This is a genomic window from Salinibacter grassmerensis, assembly GCF_947077765.1.
GTDB classification, from domain to species: Bacteria; Bacteroidota; Rhodothermia; order Rhodothermales; family Salinibacteraceae; genus Salinibacter; species Salinibacter grassmerensis.
Window position 1 is genome coordinate 283,727 of the sequence record NZ_CAMTTF010000003.1, and the last position, 25,375, is coordinate 309,101.

The 25,375-nt window shown below is 65.2% G+C and carries 21 protein-coding genes; 15 read left to right on the top strand and 6 right to left on the bottom strand.

Translation table 11 applies throughout. The annotated features are described in order from the left end of the window. Nucleotides 1-14: 14 nt before the first annotated feature. From OJB03_RS08495 to OJB03_RS08505, 3 genes are all read right to left on the bottom strand, one after another. On the bottom strand, nt 15-944 hold the full coding sequence (locus tag OJB03_RS08495; RefSeq protein ID WP_263786493.1) for a hypothetical protein: 930 nt from the start codon (nt 942-944) through the stop codon (nt 15-17). 80 nt (nt 945-1,024) lie between these two features. After that, complete coding sequence (locus OJB03_RS08500; RefSeq protein WP_263786494.1) at nt 1,025-2,026, bottom strand: YbbR-like domain-containing protein; 1,002 nt, start codon at nt 2,024-2,026, stop codon at nt 1,025-1,027. A gap of 286 nt (nt 2,027-2,312) precedes the next feature. After that, nucleotides 2,313-3,680: an NAD-dependent succinate-semialdehyde dehydrogenase gene (locus OJB03_RS08505; protein ID WP_263786495.1), complete on the bottom strand. Its 1,368-nt coding sequence runs from the start codon at nt 3,678-3,680 to the stop codon at nt 2,313-2,315. A gap of 189 nt (nt 3,681-3,869) precedes the next feature. Between OJB03_RS08505 and rnc the strand changes: the two genes are divergently transcribed. From rnc to OJB03_RS08520, 3 genes are all read left to right on the top strand, one after another. Then, nucleotides 3,870-4,601 (top strand): ribonuclease III, encoded by a 732-nt coding sequence (gene rnc, locus OJB03_RS08510; RefSeq protein WP_263786496.1) that lies wholly within the window; start codon nt 3,870-3,872, stop codon nt 4,599-4,601. Nucleotides 4,602-4,666: 65 nt separating this feature from the next. Further along, a complete protein-coding gene (locus tag OJB03_RS08515) occupies nt 4,667-5,494 on the top strand; it encodes an inositol monophosphatase family protein (RefSeq protein ID WP_263786497.1) in 828 nt (275 codons plus the stop codon). A gap of 112 nt (nt 5,495-5,606) precedes the next feature. Further along, nucleotides 5,607-6,518, top strand: a complete 912-nt coding sequence (locus tag OJB03_RS08520; RefSeq protein WP_263786498.1) for an MBL fold metallo-hydrolase — start codon at nt 5,607-5,609, stop codon at nt 6,516-6,518. An 8-nt stretch (nt 6,519-6,526) separates the two neighbouring features. On the opposite strand, the gene OJB03_RS08525 is transcribed toward OJB03_RS08520, so the two are convergent. Together OJB03_RS08525 and OJB03_RS08530 are read right to left on the bottom strand one after the other, a co-directional pair. Further along, a complete protein-coding gene (locus OJB03_RS08525; RefSeq protein ID WP_263786499.1) occupies nt 6,527-6,850 on the bottom strand; it encodes a YhbY family RNA-binding protein in 324 nt (107 codons plus the stop codon). Between the two features lie 81 nt (nt 6,851-6,931). After that, entirely contained in the window at nt 6,932-8,191 is a 1,260-nt protein-coding gene (locus OJB03_RS08530) for a damage-control phosphatase ARMT1 family protein (RefSeq protein WP_263786500.1), read from the bottom strand. Between the two features lie 244 nt (nt 8,192-8,435). On the opposite strand from OJB03_RS08530, the gene OJB03_RS08535 reads away from it, so the two are divergent. Both OJB03_RS08535 and OJB03_RS08540 read left to right on the top strand, forming a co-directional pair. Continuing rightward, the gene (locus tag OJB03_RS08535) at nt 8,436-9,767 is read left to right on the top strand and encodes an AI-2E family transporter (protein WP_263786501.1); all 1,332 of its coding nucleotides are present in this window, start codon (nt 8,436-8,438) and stop codon (nt 9,765-9,767) included. Between the two features lie 143 nt (nt 9,768-9,910). Beyond that, a complete protein-coding gene (locus tag OJB03_RS08540; protein WP_263786502.1) occupies nt 9,911-10,501 on the top strand; it encodes a hypothetical protein in 591 nt (196 codons plus the stop codon). A 7-nt stretch (nt 10,502-10,508) separates the two neighbouring features. Here the strand turns inward: OJB03_RS08540 and OJB03_RS08545 are convergent, their stop codons facing one another. Further along, a complete protein-coding gene (locus OJB03_RS08545; protein ID WP_263786503.1) occupies nt 10,509-11,441 on the bottom strand; it encodes a DUF58 domain-containing protein in 933 nt (310 codons plus the stop codon). Between the two features lie 143 nt (nt 11,442-11,584). Here OJB03_RS08545 and pyrR point away from each other — a divergent pair, with 143 nt between their 5' ends. The 10 genes from pyrR to OJB03_RS08595 all read left to right on the top strand — a co-directional run bounded on the left by pyrR (nt 11,585) and on the right by OJB03_RS08595 (nt 25,337). Next, on the top strand, nt 11,585-12,184 hold the full coding sequence (gene pyrR, locus OJB03_RS08550; RefSeq protein WP_272507282.1) for a bifunctional pyr operon transcriptional regulator/uracil phosphoribosyltransferase PyrR: 600 nt from the start codon (nt 11,585-11,587) through the stop codon (nt 12,182-12,184). Nucleotides 12,185-12,244: 60 nt separating this feature from the next. Next, nucleotides 12,245-13,213 (top strand): aspartate carbamoyltransferase catalytic subunit, encoded by a 969-nt coding sequence (locus OJB03_RS08555; protein ID WP_263786505.1) that lies wholly within the window; start codon nt 12,245-12,247, stop codon nt 13,211-13,213. Nucleotides 13,214-14,284: 1,071 nt separating this feature from the next. After that, entirely contained in the window at nt 14,285-16,237 is a 1,953-nt protein-coding gene (locus OJB03_RS08560) for a hypothetical protein (protein ID WP_263786506.1), read from the top strand. 64 nt (nt 16,238-16,301) lie between these two features. Next, on the top strand, nt 16,302-17,744 hold the full coding sequence (locus OJB03_RS08565; RefSeq protein ID WP_263786507.1) for a DUF5723 family protein: 1,443 nt from the start codon (nt 16,302-16,304) through the stop codon (nt 17,742-17,744). Nucleotides 17,745-18,279: 535 nt separating this feature from the next. After that, on the top strand, nt 18,280-18,996 hold the full coding sequence (locus OJB03_RS08570) for an ABC transporter ATP-binding protein (protein WP_263786508.1): 717 nt from the start codon (nt 18,280-18,282) through the stop codon (nt 18,994-18,996). A gap of 96 nt (nt 18,997-19,092) precedes the next feature. After that, the gene (locus OJB03_RS08575) at nt 19,093-21,636 is read left to right on the top strand and encodes an FtsX-like permease family protein (protein WP_263786509.1); all 2,544 of its coding nucleotides are present in this window, start codon (nt 19,093-19,095) and stop codon (nt 21,634-21,636) included. Nucleotides 21,637-21,748: 112 nt separating this feature from the next. Continuing rightward, nucleotides 21,749-22,918, top strand: a complete 1,170-nt coding sequence (locus tag OJB03_RS08580) for a lipocalin-like domain-containing protein (protein ID WP_263786510.1) — start codon at nt 21,749-21,751, stop codon at nt 22,916-22,918. A gap of 65 nt (nt 22,919-22,983) precedes the next feature. Further along, entirely contained in the window at nt 22,984-23,439 is a 456-nt protein-coding gene (locus OJB03_RS08585; RefSeq protein WP_263786511.1) for a type I restriction enzyme HsdR N-terminal domain-containing protein, read from the top strand. 43 nt (nt 23,440-23,482) lie between these two features. Beyond that, nucleotides 23,483-24,484, top strand: coding sequence for a 3'(2'),5'-bisphosphate nucleotidase (locus OJB03_RS08590; RefSeq protein ID WP_263786512.1), 1,002 nt, complete (start codon nt 23,483-23,485; stop codon nt 24,482-24,484). 37 nt (nt 24,485-24,521) lie between these two features. Continuing rightward, complete coding sequence (locus tag OJB03_RS08595) at nt 24,522-25,337, top strand: nucleotidyltransferase family protein (RefSeq protein WP_263786514.1); 816 nt, start codon at nt 24,522-24,524, stop codon at nt 25,335-25,337. Nucleotides 25,338-25,375 lie beyond the last annotated feature (38 nt).

Genomic DNA, 25,375 nt, shown 5'->3' on the forward strand with positions numbered 1-25,375 from the left:
AGCAGGGAGGCACATCACAGCCCAAGCAGCACGAGAGCGACGCAGGCCAGCGCAAGGCCGATTCGATTTGGGCGCGAGAGCCGCTCCCCCCAAACGGTCACCCCAAGCAGGGCCGCAAAGACCATGATGGCAATGTTGTTTGCCGGGAAGACGAATGGCCCCGGAAGGACCTGGATGGCACGGAGCAGAAACTCGAGCGAAGCGTAGTTCGCGATGCCGAGCAGGATCCCCCACCCAACGGTCGGAAGCGTGGGCCACTCCCCATTCCGAAGCCCCTGACGCACGACGATGACGGCCCCCACGAGGAAGGCGACCCCGAACGCCAAGAGCAGAAACAACACGCGGCTGTTCTCGGCCCCAAAGCCTTCCTCGAACGTCTTCATCAGCACGTCGACGGCGCCCCCAAAGCAAAAGGTCAGGGCGAGAACCCCCGCGGCGAACCAGTCGATGCGGGAGAAGACCGAGCGCGGCGCGGCCGCCGTCTCGTCCGTGGGCGGCGTTCCGGCCGGAACGGGCTCGGGGGTCGACCGCCGGTGGGCCAGCAAGAAAAATGCTCCCATGGCCAGGACCATTCCAACACCCTGCGCCAGGGTCGGCACCTCCCCCCAAACTCCCCACGATGCCAGGAAAGGCACGACGACGGATACCCGCATGACCCCAACTGCAAGCGACATTCCCGCCACCTCCGTGGCCCACGCCAGCACGAAGAATCCCGCAATCAGCACGCCTCCCGTTCCTGCGCCGAGTGCCATCATCTCCCCGGAGAGTGTGAGTCCCTGGTCGACTTCCCGGCCCCCCAGGCGCTGAAGCCCCACCGCTACGGCCACGGCCGCGGCGTAATTCACGGTCAGGAGGGCCGTCCGGTCCAGCCGCTGCCGACCGGCATGTTTGAAGATCATGCCGATGGCGACACTGCTCGCCACGGCAAAGACCAGAAAGATCATCAGGCAGACTCAAGGCGTGCATTCAAGACTCACGGCTGTCCCCGAGACAGCGCGTTCCTCATTTTCCTCCTCGCCGTGCGCTAGCTTTCAGAGACAAAGGTGTAGTAGCGCAGCCGCGACGGAATGGGTTCCGAGTCACGGATGTATAGGTCGGAGGGGACGTGCACACGTGGCGTGACGTATCCGGTCGTGTCGGAGCGAATTTGGTCGTACGAGACGGTGGCGAAGAATCCCGGGGCACGACGCGCTTTGAACATGTCGCGAAACAGGACCCGATACCGAATCCGAATCGTGGAGGGCTGGAGCGACACGAGGTCTTGACCGGACGGGACACCGGTCACGTCCACCGCTACCTCTCGCTTTTCCGTTACAAACCGCCCCGCTCGCGCCGTCACCCGGACCGACTGTGGCTGCGCGTCCACGAGCCGGCGAAGCGTATCGGCCAGGGGGACCTCCACCTCGACGGTATCCTGGAGGTTCTCGATGGTGCGCGCCGTGGTCGGCCACGCGTTCGCCCCCTCAACTACTGACTCCGCCCCCTCTATTTCCACCGAGTCGGGCACAAGGTCCGGGTCGCCGATCAACTCATAGTCGGACGCGAGATCAACCTCCACACGACTTTGGACCGGCACCTTTCGGGTCCGACGAGGCTCCAAGGCCATGTCGAACGAGGCGGGCGTGACGGCATCGATTTGGAGCGATGTTCCCTGCGGCAGGGTCACCTCGTCGGCCACATCGACTCGACTCGTGGTGGCATTCACCTCTACGATGGGGGGATTGTAGAGCAGGCGGAGAAGCTCGAGCCCTCGGCCCTGCACCTGCACCTGCACGTGTGTCGGGGGCACCTCCGCAAGGGCCTGTCCCGCGGGGGTTTCCACGACCTCGACCGGCAGCCGGACGGTCTGTGTGCGCTGCTCCCCGAGGGTCAGCGACAGCCACAGGACGCAAGAGAGCAGGACGCACACCGTCAGGGCCATGCCGCGCTGCGGGTCTCCATCCCGTCGGGGCTCGTCGCCCGGAGAAAAGAGGGGACGCAGCCAATCCCAGAACACCGCGCCTTGGGAATCGGAGTTGGGGGCCACAAGGCTTAATCAATGTCTGTCTGGAGTGAAAAGCGACGGGTTCTCTCACGGCAGGGGCTCAACTTCGTTTCGCTTCGCTCCCACCGAGGATAATCAAGAGCATGTCGGGTTTCATCCTGCTTGCAGAGAGGGAGAGCGCACATTTGCGTGGGTCTCCCGGCGAGTTCTGAGCGCCTCCGTACCGGCCTTTGCCCCGTCGACCTGACGGCCGTCCATCTCCGGCATATTCTTCTGGGGAAGGCCGAATCTTTCTTGCCTGCAGGAGGCACCGGCCCGAGGCGCTCCCTCAGTCCTCGACCCACACAGTTTTGATGTTCACGAACTCACGAATCCCGTGGTGCGACAGCTCGCGGCCGTAGCCGCTGTCTTTAATGCCCCCGAACGGAACGCGAGGGTCGCTCTTCGTCATCTCGTTCACGAAGACACACCCGACCTCTAGGCTGCGGGCCATTTGCTCTCCCCTGTCGAGGTCCTGGGTGAAAATGCTTCCCCCGAGCCCGAACCGAGTGTCGTTGGCAAGGGCCACGGCGTGCTCGGCGTCGTCGGCCGCGATGATGGACGCCACGGGGCCAAAGATCTCTTCGTCGAAGGCCACTGTGCCGGGGGCCACGTCGGTGAGGACGGTCGGGGCGTAAAAGAACCCGTCGCGCTCGAGCGTGTGTCCTCCCGTGATAGCCACGGCCCCTTCTCCAATGGCCCGCTCCACCTGGTCGTGCACCGTGTCGCGCAGATCGCCGCGCGCCATCGGCCCGACGTCCGTCTCCTGGTCTTTTGGGACGCCGACAGTGAGGGCCTCCACATGCTCGACCAGCCGCTCTCGGAAGTCGTCGAGCACGGCCCGCTCCACGATGAAGCGTTTTGCGGCGATGCAGCTCTGACCATTGTTCTGCATGCGCGCCGTGCACCCCACGGAGGCGGCCGCCGCCAGGTCGGCGTCGGCACAGACGATGAACGGATCGGAGCCGCCAAGCTCCAGTACCGTCGGCTTGATCTGGGCCGCCGCCTGCTGGGCAACCGCCGCCCCGGCCGGCACGCTTCCGGTGAGTGTGGCGCCCCGGACGCGGTGATCTTCCAGAACGGTCCCGACAGTCTCTTCGTCGACGCGCAGCACCTGCAGCTCGTGATCCGCAAATCCGGCCTCCTGCAGCAGCTCCGCGATCGCCTCGGCGCACCCCGTTACGTTCGGCGCGTGCTTCAGCAGGACCACGTTGCCGGCCATGAGGGTGGGTGCGCTAAACCGAAACGCCTGCCAGAATGGGAAATTCCACGGCATGACGGCCAGAATGGGCCCGAGGGGCTCGTGGGAGACATAGCTTTTCTGCGCAGGTGTCTCCACCGCCCGGTCGGCCAAGAAGTCGGCGCCGTGCTCCGCGTAGTACCGACAGACCCACGCACACTTCTCGGCTTCGCCCTGCGCCTGCGTGAGGGGCTTTCCCATCTCCTCGGTCATGAGGGCCCCAAGCGCAGGGGCTTTGTCTTCGAGAAGGTCGGCGGCCCGCTCGAGCCGTGCGGCCCGCTCGTCGAACGAGCGGCGCCGGTTCACGTCGAAGGCCGATGCGGCTCGCTCGAGCCGGCGCTCGACCTCTTGGCCAGTGTGCACCGCGTACCGTTCGATCTCTTGTTCGGTCGTGGGATTTACAGAGACAAGTGGCATAGCCCGAGAGATGTGATGGGACAGGACGTGACACCGAATTCCACGACCGTTCATCGAGCGGTGGTCCGGCGGTCGTTCGTTTCTTCTTCGACAATTCCGGATCGTCTTCGTCGATTCAATAGATCCCAGCGAAGTCCCCTACGTAGGTGCACTCCTTTATCTCTCTCGCAATTCTTGTCCCAGCGGCGCATGAGTCAATCCCTTCCCCCCGGCGTACAGGTCAACGCAGCCGCAGTCGAACGGCTCGTGGGGGGGCCGGTCGACGATCTCTCTCACTACCGGCGGGCCCTCACTCACCGATCGTTGCTCCGCGTTCATCCGGAGCGCACGTTCGAGTCGAACGAGCGGCTTGAGTTTCTGGGGGACGCTCTCCTTGATGTGTTCGTGGGGGAGGTGCTCTACGAGCGCTTTCCGGAGAAGGACGAGGGCGCGCTCACCCGACTTCGGGCCCGACTCGTGAGCGAACGCCCCCTGGCCACCTACGCCCGTCATCTTGGCCTCGGCCCCCACCTTCTGATGAGCGAGAACGCGGCCGAAGGAAATGGGCGCGATAACCCCAGCATCCTTGCCGATGCGTTCGAGGCCTTTGTGGGGGCGATCTATCTGGACCTGGGATACGCGGCAGCGCGGGGGTTCGTGCAGGACCAGGTGCTCGCCCCCATTGACCTGCAGGACGTGGCGACCCGGGACGAAAACTACAAGAGCCAGTTGCTCGAGCACCTCCAGGCACGGGGGCGCCCTCAGCCTACCTATCACGTCGTCCAGGAGAAGGGCCCGAGCCACGACAAAACCTTTACGGTGGAGGTGCGAATCGGCGACACGGCCCACGAACAGGGAACCGCCGGCAGCAAGCAGGACGCCGAGCAACAGGCGGCCCGCCGGACGCTCAACGAAATCGCCGCGGATGCATCCGCATCGTAATTCCCTCGGGGTCGACCGCCCGAAGGGACTCACGACTCGCTTTCCGACAACACAACTTCGCCCTGATGCCCTCCCTCTCTTCTGAGCTCGACTTTGCCCTCGACCTGGCCCACATCGCCGAAGACGAAATCCTTCCCCGCTTCCGTACCGCCAGTGTCACCCACAAGCCGGACGGCACGGAGGTCACGGAGGCGGACCGTGAAGCCGAGCGGGTCATGCGTGAGCACTTGGCCGACGAGCGCCCCGACCACGCAGTCCTTGGGGAGGAGTTTGGCGAGAGCGGCCCCGATGATGCTCGGTACCAGTGGGTGCTCGACCCCGTGGACGGGACCGCCGGGTTTACGATTGGCGTACCCCTCTTCGGCACGCTGGTGGGGCTTCTGGAGAACGGCACGCCGGTCGCCGGAGTCATTCACTTTCCGGCGCTCGACGAAACCGTGTACGCCGCCCGGGGAGAAGGCTGCTGGTTTCGGACGGAGGAGGCCGAGCACGAAGTGACCACAGACTCGGTCGAGTCCCTCGATGCCGCCACCGTCACGACCACGGCCCTGCACAGCTCCGACGTCACGGCGGAGGCCGACCAGACGCCTTACCGCCTCACCGACCTGGTCCGGCAGGCCGGCAAGTTTCGGTTCGTCACGGACTGCATTCAGCACGCCCTTGTAGCCCGAGGGCGCACCCACGCGGCCGTGGACACGCTCATGAATCCATGGGACGTGGCCGCCCTCGTGCCCTGCGTGCGGGAGGCTGGCGGCGTTGCCCAACCGCTTGCCGCGGATGCAGACGACGTCGTATTTGGCGGTAGTCTGGTCACGGCCGGTAGTGAATCATTGCTCCACGAGGTGCGCCGTCTGCTGCGGCCGAGCGCCGACGGGGCAGGGTGTCCCAACTGATTGGGGCAACGTCTGATTAGGGCAACGTGAGTCCCGATTGGGTCATCGTCCTCAACGCCTCGTCCGCGGCGGCGAGAGATTGCCGGCCTTCATCCACTTCGTCCTCCCTGCCATGCTCGACCGGCTCGACACGCTCGACCTCCACTTTCAGGATCGACAGCACATCATCGCGGCGTACCTCTATCCTCACGCCGATGGGGTGGCCCTGATCGAGACGGGACCCGGCTCCACCTTTCCCACGCTGCAGGCCCGGTTGGCCGCCCGGGGCCTCACCCCGGCGGACATCTCGGAGGTGTTTCTGACCCACATCCACCTCGACCACGCCGGGGCGGCGGGCCACTTTGCCCGGCACGGCGCCACGATCTACGCCCATCACGTCGGGATCCCGCACCTGTCTGGCCCGGGACGCCTGCTGGCGAGCGCCCGGCGAATTTACGGAGACGACATGGACGCGCTCTGGGGGGAGATGCATCCGGTCCCCGACGACCAACTCGTCGCGCTGGACGACGGGGACACGGTGTCTCTGGGCGAGGAGGACCTGACTGCCCTCGACACCCCAGGACACGCCTCCCACCACATGAGCTACGTCGTCGGGGACGTCTGCTTCACCGGCGACGTGGGGGGCGTCCGCATTCCCGGGGAGCGCCACGTGGAGCTTCCTCTCGCGCCCCCCGAAATTGACCTCGATGCCTGGCGCGAGAGCCTAGCTGCACTTCGGGCCGCGGCCGACCGGCATGATCTTCGCCACCTCGCCCCCACTCACTTTGGGCTCTACGACGATCTCTCTGCCCACCTCGAACGATTGGACACAGCCATCGAGACCGCCGACGACTGGGCTGCGCGGACGCTGTCCGGGTGGGACGACAGCGAGGAGGCGCTCCAGGACGCCATGACAGAGTGGATGCGCGGCCAGGCCTCCGAACAGGGCGTCGGCCACGACGCCTGGGAACGCTACGAGCGGGCCAATCCGAGCTGGATGGCGGCGATGGGGCTGCAACGATACTGGACGACGCAGAAGGCGTAGGGAGGCCCCTACGATTCTTCGGCCCCTGACGCCGGCAGGTCGATCTCCGGGTCATCGGGGTGGGGGCGGTAAAACAGGGCTGTTCCCCCAATCGTGCGGACCACCTGCACGTCCTCCAGGGCGTCCGCCACCGCCTCCGAGACCTCTCGGACGGGGCGGGGGGCGTTGTCGAGCACGCGGATGGTGACGAGTTCGCGGGTGTTGAAGGCTTCCTCAACCGACTGCATGACGGCGTCGGTCACCCCCTCTTTGCCGATGTGCACGAGGGGATCCTGCCCGTGAGCTTCACTGCGAAGGTGAGCGCGCTGGCGAGACGTCAGGCGGTCCGACATGGAATCTGGAGACCGAATGAGATGGAAATTGATGGCTCGTCCCTCCACGATCTCGGCGCGGGGGCGTTCCTGTGTGAGCTCTCAGATCGTGAGGGACGGACGCCGGGCCTCCGGGGAGGGGTCGGCCGGGGCAAATTGAATGACGGCCCACTCCCCATTCACCGCCCAGTCCGGGTCCTTGTCGCTGATCCGATCGATCCGGGCCGACGGCAACCCGGCGGCCACCTCCGACTTATGCGTTCGGAGCGCCAACACCGACACTGGCAATGGCGCAATGGCCTCGGCAAACGGGGTCGTGACGTCCCACTGCCGATCTCCCAGGAGGCGTCGGTAGTTGGCGTCCCCCTTGCTGATCAGGAGGTCGGCCCGGGCAATCTCCGCACGAGTGTGAGCGGGGAGCTCCCGGGCCCGGAGCGGCGAGGTCCAGATCCATCCGTCCCGCAGGCGAAGGCGTCCGGTCGCGAGGGCTGTGTGCAGCCGCCCCACCAAGGCCCGAACAGACGCCTCGTCGGCGTTGGCCAGGGTGGCGAGTGTGTCGTGCACATCGTCGACGGTCGCGTCGGAGACGAAGGTTGGGTGCCCCTTCAGGTGCACAGTCACCTGCCCGACAGCCTCAGCGGCGAGCAAGCCATCGATCAGGGCGAGGTCGGACACGAGTTCGAACCCCGCATTGTCGGCCAGAATGTCGATTCGGGCCGGGCGATCACATCTCTTGAGCTGCGCAAGCGCTTCGGGGGTGTCGTCGACCAGAAGGTGCTCCTCGGCCTGCCCGGAATTCTTGTGGTCCGGGCCTTCCTCCTCGGCCGTCCACATGCTCAAGTCTGCCTGGTTGCCCCAGAGCGATGAACGAAGCAACCGTGTCAGTACGGAGCGTGTCTCTTCTTCCTCGTCGCGGGCCCGGCTCCGTCGCTGGGCCAGCGCCTCGATCCGGTCCTCAGTGTGGGTGAGGCCTTGCTCTTTCTGGTTGGTAAATGGGTCGGACTGACGCCCGGCCCCGGCCCGGAAGAACCCGGTCGCCTCCAGAAGGCGACGATAGAAATAGGTCTCGCCGAAGAACCATGGGACCTCCAACCAGGTCTTCCCGAGGTGGGGCGCCGTGTACTCCGCCCAGAGGGCGGCGTCGGGCGCCTCATCGTCGCGAAGCGGCCGGATCGACCCGTCGGGGAGGTCGTCGCGGAGGGCCTGAATGCGAGCATTGATCGCGTCGGGAAAGTCGTTTTCCGCGATGACGCGACCGGCGATCCGGGGCCACCGAGTGGTAATCGTGCGGCGCGTAAATGCCCCTGAGTCCATGCCTCGAAGGGGCGGGGGGAGCGATGCAGACGGATTCGTAGACTCCACAATAGAAAGCAAGTTTTCGGCAAAAAGCGGAGGGGGATTCGTCGTGGTCCGCACTGCGTTAGCGCACGGAATGGTCGAGCCCTGCTCCCTTTTCCCCGAACCCAGGGATGTGGGGGCAGGCCCCTGGTCTCTCGGGAACGACCAAGCGCGGCCCAGCGGCCGAACGAAAACGAACAGCGGCCCGAACCCATCAGGACGGCAGCAGTTTGCAGCAGTCGGTCTGCCAAAGCCCACTCCGCGTCTCATGGCCCCCGACTCTTCCTCGCCCGAATCTTCGGAGTCGTCCGATTCGGTCGTGTCCCTCGACCCGTCGGACTCGTCCTCCTCCGAATCGTCATCGTTCGCGGGGTCTCGCCTGGAGCGGCTCCGCAGGGTGGCGTTTGAAGCGGTTCTCGTCGCGGGTGGCGTCGTGCTCTTTCTCGTGATGCTGTACGAGATGCACACGCCCCCACCAGAGAACGGATTTCTGTCCCCGGCCCTCGTGGGCCTTGCGGGAATCGTTCTCCTCTGGCCCTTGCGCGGCCACAAGGCCGTCCGGGCCCTGCTGCTCTCCGGCGGACTGCTACTGCTGCTCTGGACACTGGACAAGGTAAGTCGTGTCCTCGTTCCGTTTGCGGCCGTCTACCTCCTGGCCTACCTCCTGAATCCGCTCGTCGAGCGGCTCAGAGAACGCTATCAGGTGCCCCGATGGCTGCCCTCACTCGTGATCACGAGCCTAGTGGTGGGCGTCTTCGTCTTGTTCATTCTCATTCTCGCCCCGAACATCGCCAATCAGGCACAGGCCCTCTCCGATCGGGTGCTCGGCACCGTCCAGACCCTGCGCACGTGGCTGGAGGCCTCGACGGTTCTGGACACCCTCGAAGGGGCCGGGCTCCTCCAGAAGCAGGAGGTGATTGCCCAGCTCCAGGCCCTGATCAAGGAACAGGCCGGCCGTCTGCCCAGCGCCGCCGAGGACCTGGTCGCCTCCCTGGGATCGTTTTTGGGCGTTGTCACGCTTTTGGCCCTGGTGCCCGTCATTCTCTTCTACACCCTCAAGGACTACCCAACGGTCCAGTCGGGCCTAGTCGACCTCTTTCCCACGGCGGGCGGGCGGCGCGACTACCTCGTAGAAGCCGGAAGCATTGTGGGCCGGTATTTTCGCGGACAGCTCCTCATCAGCACCATCGCCACGATCAATGTGTCGGCGCTCCTGTTTCTGTTCGACATCCCGTTCTGGCTTCTGATCGGTCTGCTCGCCGGCCTCCTCAACCTCATCCCGCAGATTGGTGCCCTCATCACGATGGTCGTAGGGGCTCTGGTGGCGCTCATCCTTGGGAGCTGGGTCAAGGCCGTGACCGTGATCGCCGTCCTCCTCGGCGAGAGCCTGCTTGAGCAGAGCGTGTTGACCCCAAACATCCTCAGCTATCAGGTCGGTCTGCACCCGCTTCTCGTGCTGTTCTCCCTGCTGGTCTTCGGAACGCTACTCGGTGTCTTTGGCCTCCTGATTGCCGTGCCCGTGACCGCAATCTTGATGACGGGCTACCGGGCCTTCCGGGAGGAGTTGACGCTCGACCTCAGCGAATATGGCGCCCCATGAAATATGTTTGCCCTGGGTCGGGGCCTGCGCAACCCACCCGCGTTCGCGCTGTTAGTGGATGGGTCTCAACGACTAACAGACTGACGTGACCCCGTCGGCCGTCGAGTGCCCTTCTACGAGGGCTTCTTTCCCATCGACTTCCAATGAGCATCGTGACACGGACGTTCGAGGCCCCCCGGACCTATTGCCCCAGCGCCTCCGCCCTCGGACGCATGGTTCGGGCCTGGACGGACGACCGTCTGCGGGGCGAAGCGCTCTACCTCGTGGCCATGGCGGGCCTCACCGTCGTTCTGCTGATGGCGCACTACTTGGGCTGGGCGCTCTTGACCTCAACCCTTTCCGCGTCTCAGACGTGGGAACCCCTGTTTTGGCAGACACAGGTGGGGTCGGTTCTGGTGTTGGCTGGGGCCGGCCTCGTGGGCTTCCGGCCAGCGGTTCGCGTGACGTGCCAGCCGAATGCGGTCACCCTTCAGCAAGGAGACAAGACCCGCGCGCTCTCGCCGCCCGACATTCAGGACGTACGTCTCATCTCGGCCCAGCGCTACCACCGTCACTACCGCCGTTACGCCGCCACGCAGGTGTTTGCCAGTGCGGTTCCGGAGCAGGTCCTTTGTGTCCGGACGAACGACGCCCCCGTGATCGTGGCACTTCCGGAGTCGGAGGCGCAGGCGGCCCTGTTGGACCACGTGGACGCCCTCGCGGCGCCGACGTCGGAGACGGTGGCCCGCCCGTGACGGACGGCTACACCAAACGAGATCGCTTGTTGAGGTACGCCAGGAGCGCCGTGTCGTAGGCCTCGTTCGTGTCGAGTTCTGCGAAGTCGATGTCGTGCTCCAGGCAGTTGCGGCGGAAGGTTTCGGTGAAGTGCTCCACGGCCTCGGTGTAGTGGTCGCGGAGTTGAGCGGGCCGGAGCGACACCTCTTCGCCGGTCTCCACGTCTCGAAACAGCATGGGCCGATCCGGAAACTGAAATTGCCGCTCGGTCTGGCCCTCCAGGACGTGGAAAACGATGAGTTCGTGCCCCCGGTGCCGGAGGTGCCGGAGGGCCCGCAGCAGATCGTCGTGGGCCGCGACGTTTTCGAAGAGATCCGTGATCACAATGATGAGGGATCGGCGCTTGACCCGCTCAGCCACTTCTTCGAGCGCGGCGGCCGCGTTCGTGCGCTGCTCCGCGGCCTCCTGCTGGTGAAACTGCTCGAGGGCAACGAGCAGCTGCCGAAGGTACCCCTGGGTCGCCTTCGGGGGCCGAAAGGTATGCACGGACTCGTCAAACCCAATGAGCCCCGTGGCGTCCCGCTGCCTGAGCATGAGGTTATGCAGCCCCGCGGCGAGGTACGACCCGTAGTCGAGCTTCGAGAGCTCGCCGTCGCCCGCGTAGCGCATGGAGGCGGAGGTATCGAGGACGACGTAGTTGCGGAGGTTGGTCTCCTCCTCGTACTGCTTGATGTAGTAGCGGTCGGTCTTCGCGTAGACCTTCCAGTCGACGTGCCGGAGCTCGTCGCCCGGGTTGTAGGGGCGGTGCTCGGCAAACTCGACTGAGAAGCCGTGGTAGGGGCTCTGGTGAAGGCCCGTGATGAACCCCTCCACGATCAGTCGCGCCCGCAGCTCCATGGTCTCGAGCTGCGACACGGCAACGGGGTCGAGGTAGCGGCGCGCGGTGTTCGATTCGGCCATAAAGAAAATGGCAAATTCCGAAATGCACCGGACCCGTTAGAAAGTTTGCCTGCTGTTCGGTTCCTTGGGGGTGACGAGTTGCCCAAATGGCGGCTCCGCCCTCTCCCCAGCACCTCCCCGCTCTCACCGTGCCCGACGCCTCCATGTCGTCCGACGATCGCATCAAAGCGCACCTCATGACGGCCCAGGACCTCGGGCGGACGCTGGACCGCATGGCCCAGCAAATCATCGAGCGCTTCGACCCCGAGACGGCGGCGTCCCCCACCGACACGTTTGCCCTCGTGGGCATGCAGACGCGAGGGGTGCACCTCGCGCGCCGCCTCCAACGACGCATTGAAACCCAGACGGGACTGGAGCTGCCCCTGGGGCTTCTCGACGTGACCATGTACCGGGACGACGTCCGCCTGCGGCTGGAGCAGCCCGACATTCAGACCACACGCATTCCGTTCGACGTGACGGACCGGGAGCTCGTGCTCGTCGACGACGTGGTGTTCACCGGCCGGACCGGGCGCGCCGCCCTCGATGCCCTGATGGATCGGGGCCGCCCCGCCACCATTCAGTTCCTCACCATCATCGACCGCCGGCATCGCGAGCTCCCCATCTCAGTGGACATCGTGGGGCGCGAGGTGCCCACCCTGCCCGGCGAGGAAGTGCGGGTTCGCGTCGAAGAGGTCGACGCGAAGGACGGGGTGTGGCTGGTCAACACCCCTGCATCCCGCCCGTCCGCCGACGATGAGCGTTGAGCGGACCTTTCCTCGCCACGATTTTTCGAATCCCTGTATTTCTTCTCCTCCGCCCCTCCTATGGCCGCCCCCGAATCGTCTGCCGCACTGGATCGTCCGGACGAGCTACGCCATCAGCACCTTCTGGATCTCTCCACCTACGAAGCCGACGAGATTCAATATCTGCTCGACACCGCCCAGGAGTTCCGGGAGGTGCTGGACCGCCCCATCCGACAGGTGCCCACGCTGCAGGGCACCTCGGTCGCCAGCCTCTTCTTTGAGCCCTCCACCCGGACAAAGCTCTCGTTCGGCCTGGCCGCCGGCCGCCTCTCCGCCGAGACCCTGAGCCTCTCGAAGTCCAGCTCGTCGGTCACGAAGGGGGAGACGCTGAAGGATACGGCCCGAAACGTGGAGGCGATGAAGGTGGACGTAGTGGTGCTCCGACATCCCTCGCCTGGGGCCCCTCACTTTCTCGCCCGCTGTACCGACAGCGTCATCCTAAACGCCGGCGACGGGGCCCACGCCCATCCAACTCAGGCACTGCTCGACGTGCTCACGATGCGGGCCCACGTCGACTCGTTCGAGGACCTGAATGTCTCCATCGTCGGCGACATCACCCACAGCCGCGTCGCCCGCTCCAACATACAGGCCCTTACCACGCTCGGGGCCACCGTCACGCTCTGCGGGCCGGAGACCATGTTGCCGGTAGAGATGGAGGCGGCGATGGACGTCCGCACCACGACCCGACTCGAGGAGGCGCTGGACGGGTGCGACATTGCCATGGCCCTTCGCATCCAGATGGAGCGGCAGGACGAGGGCCTCTTTCCCAGCACGCGGGAGTACCACCGCCAGTTCGGCATCACGGCCGATCACCTGCGCCGCCACCCCGACCTTTTGATCATGCATCCGGGGCCGGTCAATCGGGGCATTGAATTGACCGACGCCGTCGTGGACCATGAGCGGTCCATCATCCTGAGCCAGGTCACGAACGGGGTCGCCCTGCGGATGGCGGTGCTCTACGTGCTGGCCCCGCGTCGGGAAGACGCGTAGACCCATCGGCTCTTGTATTGGACCGCTGCGTCGGGGAATGCGGCGGGTATCGGCGTTCTGGTCGGCCATTACAATGGCTTCGAGTATGCCCAGCAGCCTGGGGGGACTCACATCGCCGCAGAGGCATACCCGCACATCGCCGAAAGACGTCCGGAACGGACGGGGCCGTCTCTGCCACGGCTGAAGACTCCGGGGCCCACTGGTGTTCTGATCCAGGGGCTTCTTGCGAGAAGGAAGGACGCAGGACCAGTCTGAAGGGCCCGCTTCCTCAACGGGTTTGCTGACGGGGTCATCGAAGACGGAAAACTACACCAAGTTCAACAGGGACTTCGGCACGGTCTGATCTGACTCAGTCGACCGCAACCCATCCCTGCGACGGTTTTCCCACCTGGCCTACGCAGTAGCGACGGGCGGTGGGGCCGTGCCGGACGGTCTATCAGTTCCGGTTGTCTCAGGCCCTGCCGGCGGCGAGTGCCAGGCGCTGTCTAGCGCGACCAACCAGGTTCTTTCTACATACGGTCCTTCGTTCTGCTTGGGGCAGGCTGGACGTCGGTTCAGCCTGTCTCTGGTGGACCCGACCGCTGGCAAGAACGAGCGGGAGGGTCGCTTCAATGCCGTCGGCAGCATCTGAATGAGCCCGCGGTGCATGTGGCCTTGTGTCTGAGCCGGCGTGTGTCTGAGCCAGTGTGAACCGAGTGATTGCACCCCGAGGAGTAAAGAAACTACAGGTCGGCCATGGATGTCAGCGACCTCAAGAATCCAGGCCTTAGAACATGGGCGGGAATCCAACATGGCGCGATTCTTGACCAAAGTACAATATCAGTCGTGCACCCGGGCAACCGCCGCAGGGTTTGCTACGCCCCAAGTTTGACTTTAGGGATGGGCACAAGCGAGCCGGATTGAGTGTGGAGGCGGAATGCCCACTGGTTAGGGAGCCGACAGTCCCTCTCTTCTCGATCGCTGGCTTTTCGAGGACAGCGTCCTCGTCTCTCCGGTGAGCGACGGCCGGTCTCTTGAACATCGCCATTTCTAGTCTCAACCGTGTTTCCTTTTCGAAACCCGTTTCGCGCCATGTCCGCTTCTCAACCCAACTGGTGGCCCGCCACACTGTCCGCGCTTGTTCTTGCGATGCTGGTGGGGTGCGACGTGCCCACGGGGGATCCTTCGCCGTCCATCAACACCGACACGGAAATTAGCACGCCCCTCGTGCAGGAAAAGACCTTCTCGTTTCTCGGCGGGCCGGCCAGTGAATTCGACCCTCTGATCGACACCACGTCGTCGGACTTCGATTCCCTCTTCACGGTTGATGGGGAGGGCGACATCTCAGTCGTACAGGACATTGACGACTTCGAAATCGGAGATCTGAACGGGGCCCTGGACAACGCCACCGGCGGCCTCACCTTCGACCAGGAGAGTTTCGAAAAGGAGCTCATTAATCTGCAAGAGGAAGAGGAAGTAAGTGCGTTCCCGGGTGAGCAACGGATCGGGGACCTCAACGTGAAACTGCAGAGATCTGCGACGGCCGATATTCCGGTGCGCGGAGATAACAGAGTCGCCTTCGACACGACGCAAAACGATTATGTAGAGCTCGGCAATACAAAGATTGGGGTGCAGAACGTCACGATTTCCCCGAACGCCACAGAGGCTGTTTTCGACAGCCTTCGGTTCACATACCCCGACATCCGCGTCGAGCCGTACGGCGAGGGCAACCAGCTCGTCGTCGAATTTGTCGAGGATCCCTGCGGAGAAGACCCCTGCGGCAGTAATGGAGAGTACGAGCGGGACATAAGCAAGTTAGGGGCAGGTTTTGACATCGACCTTGACGGCGCGCGAGTATACCCAAACAAGCCGAAAATTACTGAAAGTGGGACAGTAACCTTTCGTATAGGCGGCCAAGTAAACCCCGATCTTCAAATAGAAGACGACGATAAGATCTCCTTCGGGGCATCGACGTCACTCGACGATTTTAAGATCCGAGAGATCGATGTCGGTGCGGCGAAGCCGTTCACGGTGGCGGTCACACCGAATCCAAACGGCGGAGACATCAACATCGCCAACGACAGCGAAGTGCGCACGGCGGCCTTCGACGGGTTCGAGGGCATTACTGGTCGGGTAGACGGCCTCAATCTGGCGGACGTAGGCCTTAACTTTCAGGTCGAGACCAAAAATCTCGCGTCGACCGACGCTCAGTTGTACGCGGCGATTCAGGGGGCAAACGAGACGGATCAGATTTTTCTTGGCGGCACAGAGGACCGGGACGTCTCCTCCCTACCCTTTTCAGCTGACTTTACGGAAAACGGCTCCCTCATTCGAAATGAGTCGCTCATCAAACTGGGCATCGAGCGGGAGGATGACCCTTTGGACGAAACGGCGCAAACGTCACTCGTGGTGGACGGGGACAATTCGAATGTAGCGGACTTCGTCAATGCACTCCCGACGGAGGTCCGCCTGGCCGGACAGGCCGAGATCAACACGGATGAGGGCGACCTGCAGGTTCGAAAGCCCATCTCGCTCGATGCGACCTTTTCGCTCAACATCCCCCTCCGCATCAAGGACCGGTTCGTCGTGCGGGACACCATCGATGCGGACCTGTCCGACCTCGACGACCTGACCGACCCGGAGGAAGACGTGAACATTTCCACGGCGGAGCTGCAGTTCAGCTACACGAACGGCCTTCCCCTTGGGGCAGACGTGAAGATGGTTATTGTCGACGCCGCGGGCTCGGTGATTGAAACGTTCAACGACGGGTTCGAAAACGACGACTTTCGAATCGAGCCGGCCGCGAAGAACGAAGACGGAGCGGCGGCGAGTTCATCGTCGGGCACCTTTGTTTTCACCCTCGGCAACAGCCAGGAGGACCTGCAGGCACTGTCCGACGGCGACAAGATCCGGCTCGCCCTCAACATGGATCAGGAGGGATCGGGAGGGGGCACGGCGGCCGTGGCGCGCCTCCGGGCCGACGATCAGCTGATCCTCGATCGCGTCCGCCTCGAGGCCGACGCTTCCGTTCAAACCGGCAACTAAGCCTCAGAGGCCTCTACCCCCGCTGCACCGCCACCTCCCTTTCCCGACAAATCAGGCTGGACAGATGACGCCCCACACCTTTGTTCTCCGCCCGGCTTTTCTTGCTCTTTTTCTCTCGGGCCTTCTGGCCCTCACGCCCGGAGCTGTCCACGGCCAGTCCGGCATGCGCAGCGTGCAAGCCGTGAGCACGGGCGGGGGCACGTCCGTTTTTGACACGGGCCCGGCCGCCCTCTACTCCAATCCCGCCAACCTCACGGTTGGGCCGGAGGACCATTCCCTCGAAATTCAACTGTTTCGCGTCGGGGCCTACCACGGAGGGGACTTCTACCAGTTTGAGCACATTGACCCCCTCTTCTACAACAACGAGACCGCCCTCTCCAACGACGAGCAAAAGGCCGTCCTCGATGACTGGTTCGGAAGTGATCAGCGGACGGCAAGTACGTACCTGGAAGTGATCCCGCTGTCGATTACCCATCGCCCCAGCGACGCCCCCTGGGCGGTCGGCTTCGGCATTCGGGGACGCGCTTTTCAGACCTCCGCCGTCAACAAGGGAATTTTTGACGTGCTACTCCGGGGGACGGGTGAGGACCGAACCGTCCCTGTCGACGGGCGCAGCCGAGCATACGCTACCGTGGACGTTGCCGGGGCCTTTAGTTACCGGTTCTCGTCGGTTCCCTTGTCGGTGGGCGTCTCTCCCCGCGTTATTTTCGGAACGGCCTTCTCGGACGCTGCGCTCAACTCGCAGGCGACCGTGAGTGGCGACTCCCTGGTTCATCGGTTCGACTACACGGCCCGTGCGGCAGGCCCGCTGAGCACCGGCCTGTTCGACACGTTCAACGCCTTCAACGACGATCCGGTGGATGACGTCGTGGGCGGATCGTCCGGCATTGCGGGGATCGGGGGCGGCCTCGACCTTGGGGCGACCTACACGGTGCGGCCGGGCCTGCTCGTTTCGGCGAGCATCACGGACCTGGGCCGAATTACCTGGACCCAAGATGCCCAGACGGTCACGCCCTCCAAGGATGTCTTTCGGTTTGAGGGCGTGTCGCTGGACTTTGACCGGATCGATGAGGAGTACGACGGCGCAACGGGGGAGTACATCGAGGATCAGGTCGATAGTCTTGCTCAAGACGCCTACGAGGACGTGGACCGCGACCGCTCGTCATTCTCGACCGGCCTCCCCACCACGCTGCACCTGAACAGTACGTGGGACAAAGGCATCGTTACCCTGAATGGGGGAGCGTCGATCGGGCTCAATAAGGACGCTGGGGCCGTGCCGAGCCCGGCGGCCGTTCACGTAGGGGGGACGCTCAACCTGGGTCCCGTCCCCATCCGTGCTGGCGCCCGTTTCTTTGGCACACAGGCCGTCGCCCTGTCCGGGGGCTTCGGGCTAGACCTCGGGTTTTACCGGTTCGACCTGGGCATGAGCATCACGCCCTCCACCTCCACGCTCGGCAGCGGCGCGCGCTACGCAGTGAGTCTCTCGTTGGCGACGATCCGGTTTTAGAAGTTGGAGAGTGCCCCCCACAAGCGGAGCGCACACATTCCCCGTCCCCAGCACGGCCAAAACAGTCCTACGGGGCCGGTCGTAGACTCAACGCTGCTGCGTCGAAGATAGCCGGCAAGTTACCCCTACCCGCCGAGACGTCTGTTTGGCAAACGCAAACGGGAATCGTCCCTCCAGCCTGGACCGGCGGTCCAAAGCACCCACGGCCCGCTCGCGAACCGTCTTGACTCGTGGTGCGCTGTCCCCCGCCTGCGCCTGGCCGAGCTCGACTCAATGTCATCTCGTCAGGCCCGGACGCCCCCCACAAATGTCTTCGCATCGTCCCCGATGGCATCGGGAAGATGCCCCTCTCACGGGGAGACGTGGGGATCCCAAGTCCTTGGATTTCGTCTCTCTACCGGTGAGACGCAAAGATTTTGGAGAGAGGCCCTCACCTTGGAACGGCCCCCTCCATCCTCGGCGTTGAGGTTTTTGGTCCTGGGCCTCGTTGCCCCCGCCGAGTCTCGTCTCCGCTGCTGCTCAGCCGTCTGCCAACATGCCCGACGCCTCGTCGCCCCTCGTTCAGCTCGACGCCCTCACGAAGACCTACCGCGAGGGGGAGCAAGACCGTACGGTACTCCGAGAGGTCTCGTTGGGGCTGGAACGGGGGGACTTCTCGGTACTCATGGGACGGAGCGGGGCTGGGAAGAGCACGCTTCTCAACCTAATTAGCGGCATCGACCAGCCCACGTCCGGCCGCGTTCAGATTGGCGACACCGACCTCACGGGCAAGTCCGAGACGGAACGCACGCGCTTTCGTCGGTCCCACGTGGGGTTCGTGTTTCAGTCGTTCAACCTGATCTCGACCCTGACGGTCGGGGAGAACGTGCGCTTGCCCCTGGAGCTGGCCGGCAAAGCGCCCCGGACCACTAAGGACCGGGCCGGTGCGATGCTGGATCGGGTCGGGCTGGTGGACCGGGCCGATCAGTTTCCAGACCGCCTCTCCGGTGGGGAGCAACAGCGGGTGGCCGTCGCCCGGGCCCTGGCCCACGAGCCCCTCCTCGTCCTCGCCGACGAACCGACGGGCAACCTGGACTACGACACCGGGCAGGCGGTGCTCACCCTACTCAGCGATCTCGTGACCGATACCGATACCACCCTCCTCGTGGCCACGCACGACCCGGAGGTGCTCCCCCGTGCCGACCGGGTGTTGCACCTCCACGGAGGCACCCTGCACGAAGAGGTGCCCGAATACATCACATCGGGGCCGTAATTCGAACGCAGTCGGATCGTGGACGGAGGACATCGGCTCCGTTCAGAACCCCGCGGTTGTCCCTGTCTCTCTCACTTTTCTCTTTTGCCCGCCTCGATGACACTTCTTCGCCGCTCAAGCCGGCGCTACCTCACCCGCCACCCGTGGCTCATGGGCCTGTCGGTGCTGGGGGTCGCGATTGGGGTGGCGGTGGTGGTGGCGATCGACCTCGCCAATACGAGCGCGAGTCGGGCGTTCGAGCTGTCCGCCGAGACCGTCACCGGCGCCGCGACGCACCAGGTCGTGGGGGCCGGCGGGGCGCTCGACGACGATGTGTACCGGCGCCTCCGGGAGGCCGGCATTCGTCCGGCCGCCCCCGTCGTGGAGGGCTACGGCTCCCTCGAGCAAGGGGACCGCACGTTTCAGATCGTCGGGATCGATCCGCTCGCCGACGCGCCCTTCCGGCCCTATCTCGGAACCGGGGCCGGTAGCGACCTGGACCTGGGGACCTTCATGACGGAGGACGTGGCCCTTATGAGTGCCCCCACGGCCGAGGCGATTGGGCTCTCGTCCGGCGACACCCTACGCGTGGGGATCGAGGGCACGACCCAGCCGGTGGTCCTCAGCGGTCTTATCTCACCACAGAACGAACGGACCCGTCGGGCGGTGGCCAATTTGCTGGTCGTGGACGTATCGACCGCCCAACGGCTCTTCGACCAGTCCGGCCAGTTGAGTCGGATCGACCTGCTCACCCCCTCAGGCACGGCGGCCCAGCAGGCCTACCTCAGTCGGGTGCGCACCTCCCTCCCGGACGGGGTCCAACTGCGGCGCTCGGACACCCGGACGGAGACCGTAGCCCAGATGACGAAGGCGTTCGACCTCAACCTGACGGCGCTGAGCCTGCTGGCCCTCATCGTGGGCGCGTTCCTCATCTACAACACAATGACCTTTTCGGTCGTCCAGCGCCGCGCCCTGATTGGGCAGCTGCGGGCCTTGGGGGTGACGCGTGGAGAAGTCTTTCGGCTCGTACTGGGGGAGGCTGCCGTGCTGGGCGTGGTGGGCAGTGGGCTCGGCCTTCTGCTCGGCATCGTGCTGGCGTCCGGCCTGGTGCAGCTTCTGGCGCAAACGATCAATGACCTCTACTTCGTGGTGGAGGTGAGCGAGCTGTCGGTCTCAACGTGGACGCTGGCGAAGGGGGCGCTCTTGGGGATCGGCACCACGCTGGTCGCCGCCTTGGCCCCGGCCCAGGAGGCCACCGCCGCCTCGGTGAGTACTGTCCTGCGCCGCTCGACCCGGGAGAGCACCCTGCGTCGACGGGCGCCCTGGTGGGCCGGACTCGGTCTCCTTGTCGCCGCGGCCGGCAGCCTGCTGCTCTTGGTCACCGAACAGAGCATCTGGGCCGGGTACGGGGCACTGTTCTGCGTCCTCGTCGGCGCGGCATTCATGATTCCGTGGGCCGTGGTGGGGCTGTCGAATGGGGTGCGTCCCCTCCTCGGGCGAGCGGCCGGCGTCATCGGGCGCATGGCGTCCCGCGGCGTGGTGACGAACCTGAGCCGCACCGGCGTCGCGATTGCCGCCCTCACCATCGCCATCGCCTCCACCGTGGGCGTCGGCGTGATGATCGACAGCTTCCGCGGCACGGTCACCAGCTGGCTGGAGCAGTCGCTGCAGGCAGACGTCTACGTGCAGCCGCCAAGCCTCGTCTTTCGCCGCTCCACCGCCACGATCGACTCCACCGTCGCGCGCCGCCTGCGGAACGTGGAGGGCGTCAAGGGGGCCTACTCGGTCCGCCGCGTGACCGTGCGGGCCGACGTGGGGCGCACGGACCTCGTGGCCGTGGAGCCCGGCCCCCAGACCGCCGATGTTTACCAGCTCAAGGCCGGAAACGCCGACTCGGCGTGGGAGGCGGTCCGGTCGGGGCCCTCCGTGCTCGTCTCTGAGCCCTACAGCTACCGCCACGACGTGGGCGTGGGCGATACCTTGCGCCTCCAGACAGATCGGGGGCGACAGGCGTTCGCCATCGAAGGGGTGTATTACGACTACGGCTCCGACCTCGGGGTTACCCTCATGAGCCGATCGACCTACGAGCAGTTCTACGACGACCGCGGCGTGTCCGGCCTGGCGTTCGCGGCCGCCGACGATGTCTCCGTCGACGCACTCATCGCGGACATGCGTTCTTCCGTGTCGGGGCTTCAGGACGTGCTCATCCGGTCGAACCGGGCCCTGCGCGAGACGTCGATGCGCGTCTTTGACCGCACGTTTACCATTACGACGGTGCTGCGGCTGCTCGCCATTGCCGTGGCGTTCATTGGGGTGCTCACGGCCCTCATGGCCCTGGCCCTGGAACGGCGACGGGAGATGGGCGTGCTGCGGGCCACCGGGATGACGCCGCCCCAGGTGGGCGGCTACTTGACCCTTCAGTCGAGCCTGATGGGCGCGATCGCCGGCCTCCTGTCGCTCCCGCTGGGCTACGTCCTGGCCTACGTGCTGGTCTTCGTCATCAACAAGCGCTCCTTCGGGTGGACGCTCCAGCTCACGGTGCCGACCGACGTCCTGATCCAATCGCTCGTGCTGGCGGTCGTGGCCGCCTTCCTGGCGGGCCTCTACCCGACGTGGCGGATGGCGCGGTCGAGCCCCGCACTCGCGCTACAGGACGAGTAGCGGATTGGGCGGAGCAGAGAAGTTGCCAAACTGTCCGCCACGAAGAACTCCCGTTTGCCTTGGTCCCGCGCCGTTGCCACGGCGCCTCCCTCTCTCACCGTGCACGCTTGCCATGTCACGTTCCTTGTCGCTGATTTCGGGTCTGGTTGCACTGATCGCCCTCCTCGGCCTTGGGGCCTACTGGCTTACGGCTTCGCCCGGCGAGGCCGACCTCCAGACATCGGTCTCCGTGTCGGAGGCGATGGCCGGCGACACCACCGGCTACCGGCGGGCCACAGCGCCCCGGGCGTTCTCGTTTCCGGACGACTACGGCCCGCATCCGGGCTACAAGACGGAGTGGTGGTACGTGACCGGCACGCTGAACGGCCCGGACGCGCAGCCCTACGGCTACGAACTTACGATCTTCCGGACCGGGCTCACGCCCCCGGACGAGGCGCCTACTGCGCCCGCGGCCGGCTGGCGCACAAACCAGCTCTACCTGGCGCACTTCGCCGTCACCGACGGGGCGAACGAGACATTTCACGCCTTCGAACGGTTTCAGCGGGGCGGTGCCGGGCTCGCGGGGGCGCAATCGACTCCGTTTCGGGTCTGGCTCGACGACTGGTCGATGACCGGCCCCGACTCGTCAGCATTCCCGCTCCGACTGCGGGCTCAGCAGGCGGGCATCGGGGTCGATCTTGCCCTCCGCCCCACCAAGCCGCGCGTGCTCCAGGGCGACCGGGGCCTGAGCCAGAAGGGGCCGGGGAGCGGCAATGCGTCGTACTACTACTCGTACACGCGCCTGGCCACCGAGGGCACGCTCGTCCTGTCGGGCGACACGCTGTCCGTGACCGGCGACAGCTGGATGGACCGGGAGTGGAGCACCTCGGCCCTCGGCCCCGACCAGGAGGGCTGGGATTGGTTCTCGCTCCAGCTCGACGACGGGCGGGACCTTATGTATTACCAACTCCGTCGGACGGACGGCGCCCCGAGCCGCTTCAGCGAAGGGGTGATCGTGGGGCCGGACGGCGCAACCCAGAGGCTGGACCACTCGGAGGTCTCTGTGGAGGTCCTCGACACCTGGACGAGCCCGGACGGCACGCACACCTATCCTGTGGACTGGACCCTGCGCGTACCCGACGAGGACATCGACCTGCGGATTACGCCCCTGTTTCCGGACCAGGAGCTTGACGTGTCCGTCCGCTACTGGGAAGGATTTGTTCAGGTAAAGGGCTCCGCGACCGGCCGTGGGTACGTAGAGATGACGGGATACGGAGACAGCCCCGGGTCCCCCGTCTCGTAGCCCAGACAGGTCCAATCAACTCTCTTCCTTCGCACTGGCCAACACGGGTGGTGGACGCGCTGAATTTGCCCACGTACGAGTTTCGGACGCAGACCCGTGGAGACGCTCGGGTCATCTACGACCCGCTCCGGGGCCAATATGTACGCCTGACGCCCGAAGAGTGGGTTCGTCAGCACTTCGTGCAGTACCTGATCCAGGCGCTCGACGTGCCGGCGGGCCTGATCGCCATTGAGGCCGCGTTTCAGGTGCAGGGCCAGTCGCGCCGCGCCGACGTGATTGTGCACGACCGGCAGGGCGACCCGCTCCTGCTCGTTGAGTGCAAGGCCCCGCGCGTGTCGATCACCCAGGACGCCTTCGACCAGGGCGCCCGGTACAACATCGTCCTGCAGGCCCCGTATCTCGTGGTGACAAACGGCCAGACGCACTACGCCTGCGCCATTGACTTTGGCGATCAGAGCTATACCTTTCTCGACGACCTTCCGCCCTACGACGTCCTCCTGGACACGGTGGACCATTCGTAGGGACCGCTTCTCGCTCTCCCACACCTCTTGTTTCTCTTTGTATATGTCCGACTACGACCGCGAACGCACCGTCGCCTTCCGCGCCGTTCAGACCGCCGCCGAATTGTGCCAGTCCGTCCGCGCCGATCTCGACGGGGACGTGCTGGAAAAGGATGACCGCACGCCCGTGACCGTGGCCGACTTCGGCAGCCAGGCCGTCATTTGCCAGGCCCTTCGGGAGGCCTTTCCCGAGGATCCCGTGATCGGCGAGGAAGACAGCTCGGCCCTGCAGGCCGACGAAAACGCCGATGTACGGGCCCACCTCCTAGAGGAGGTGCGCGTCCACCACCCGGACGTCAACCCGGACCTGGTGTTCGACTGGATTGACCACGGCACCGACGAGGGCTACAGCGAGCGCTTTTGGACGCTCGATCCCATTGACGGAACCAAGGGCTTCGTGCGGGGCGACCAGTACGCCATCGCGCTCGCCCTGATCGTGGACGGACGCCCCCAGGTGGCGGCCCTCTGCTGCCCATACCTCCACAGTGCCATCGACGCCGACCCGGCCAAGTCGAGGGGGCAGGCGTTCTTGGCCGTTCGGGGCGAGGGGACCGTACAGCAGCCGCTCACGCCGGACACTGACGCGGTGCCCACCCCGATCCATACCAGCGGCACGACCGATCCGTCGGAAAGCCGATTCTGCGAGTCGTTCGTTTCGTCGCACAGCTCCCACGATCTCGCCGCGCAGGCCGGGGAGCGCCTCGGCATCACGGCCGACTCCATCCGGATCGACAGTCAGGCGAAGTACGCCATCGTGGCGCGGGGCGAGGCGGAGATTTACCTGCGCCTCCCGCGCCCGGACAGCCCCGACTACACCGAGCGCATCTGGGACCACGCGGCCGGGGCGCTAACGGTGGAGGCCGCCGGGGGCACCGTGACGGACATGCACGGCGCCCCTCTTGACTTTACCCACGGCCGCCTGTTGGAGGCCAACACGGGCGTCGTCGCCACCAACGGGCCCTTCCACGACGAGGTCATCGAGGCCCTGGACGCCGCCCAGGCGTAAGCTGATCCTCTCTTCCGATGCACCGCCCTCTCCGCCAATGAACGCCTTTCTCCTGTGCGCGGGCTTCGGCACCCGAATGCGCCCCCTGACCACCGAGACCCCAAAGTCGCTGATCGAGGTGGACGGCCGCCCGCTTTTGGACTACCTGCTGGACGAGCTCGCCGCCTGGTCGGCCCTCACCGACATCCACGTCGCCGTCAACCACCTGGATGCCCCTGCCTTTCACGAGTGGGCGACCGAACACCGGGCGGACCTGGATGCCGACGGGATTCAATTGCACCTCCACGACGATGGCGTGGAGGCCCCCGACGACCAGCTTGGGAGCGTCGGGGACTTGCGGTTTTTGCTCGAAGAGGTGGGCCTTCCGTCTGATGGGGCGCTGGTGAGCGGCGGCGACAGCCTGTACCGGTTCCCGCTCGCACCGCTTCTGAATAGCTACGACGGGGCCACGAATCGCGCTCTCGCCCTCCACGAGCCCGACCCCAAGCGCCGGGCCCAGAGCAGCGTCCTCCAGCTCGACGGCTCCACCGTCACCGCGGTGCACGACGACCCGACTGGCGCCGCCTCCACCCGCATATGTCCGTCCTGGCTGCTACTGAGTAGCGAGGGCCTGGACGCCGTCTCCACCTACCTCGACGACGGGGGGCCGCCGGACACGTTGGGCGCGTTCCTAGACAGGCTGGCCCGGACGCAGTCCGTGCAGGCCCATCGCTTGCCGAAGACCGCCAACCTCCGCCTCCACTGCAACACGCCCGACGATCTGGAGCATGCCCGCCAACGTCTTCGCAGAGAACCGCGGCACGTGCTCGCGCCGAACACGGTGCGGGAGTCTCTCGTCGGAAACGCGTCGTGACCCGTCCCCCAGGACCCGTGACGGGCCGCCTTCCTCAA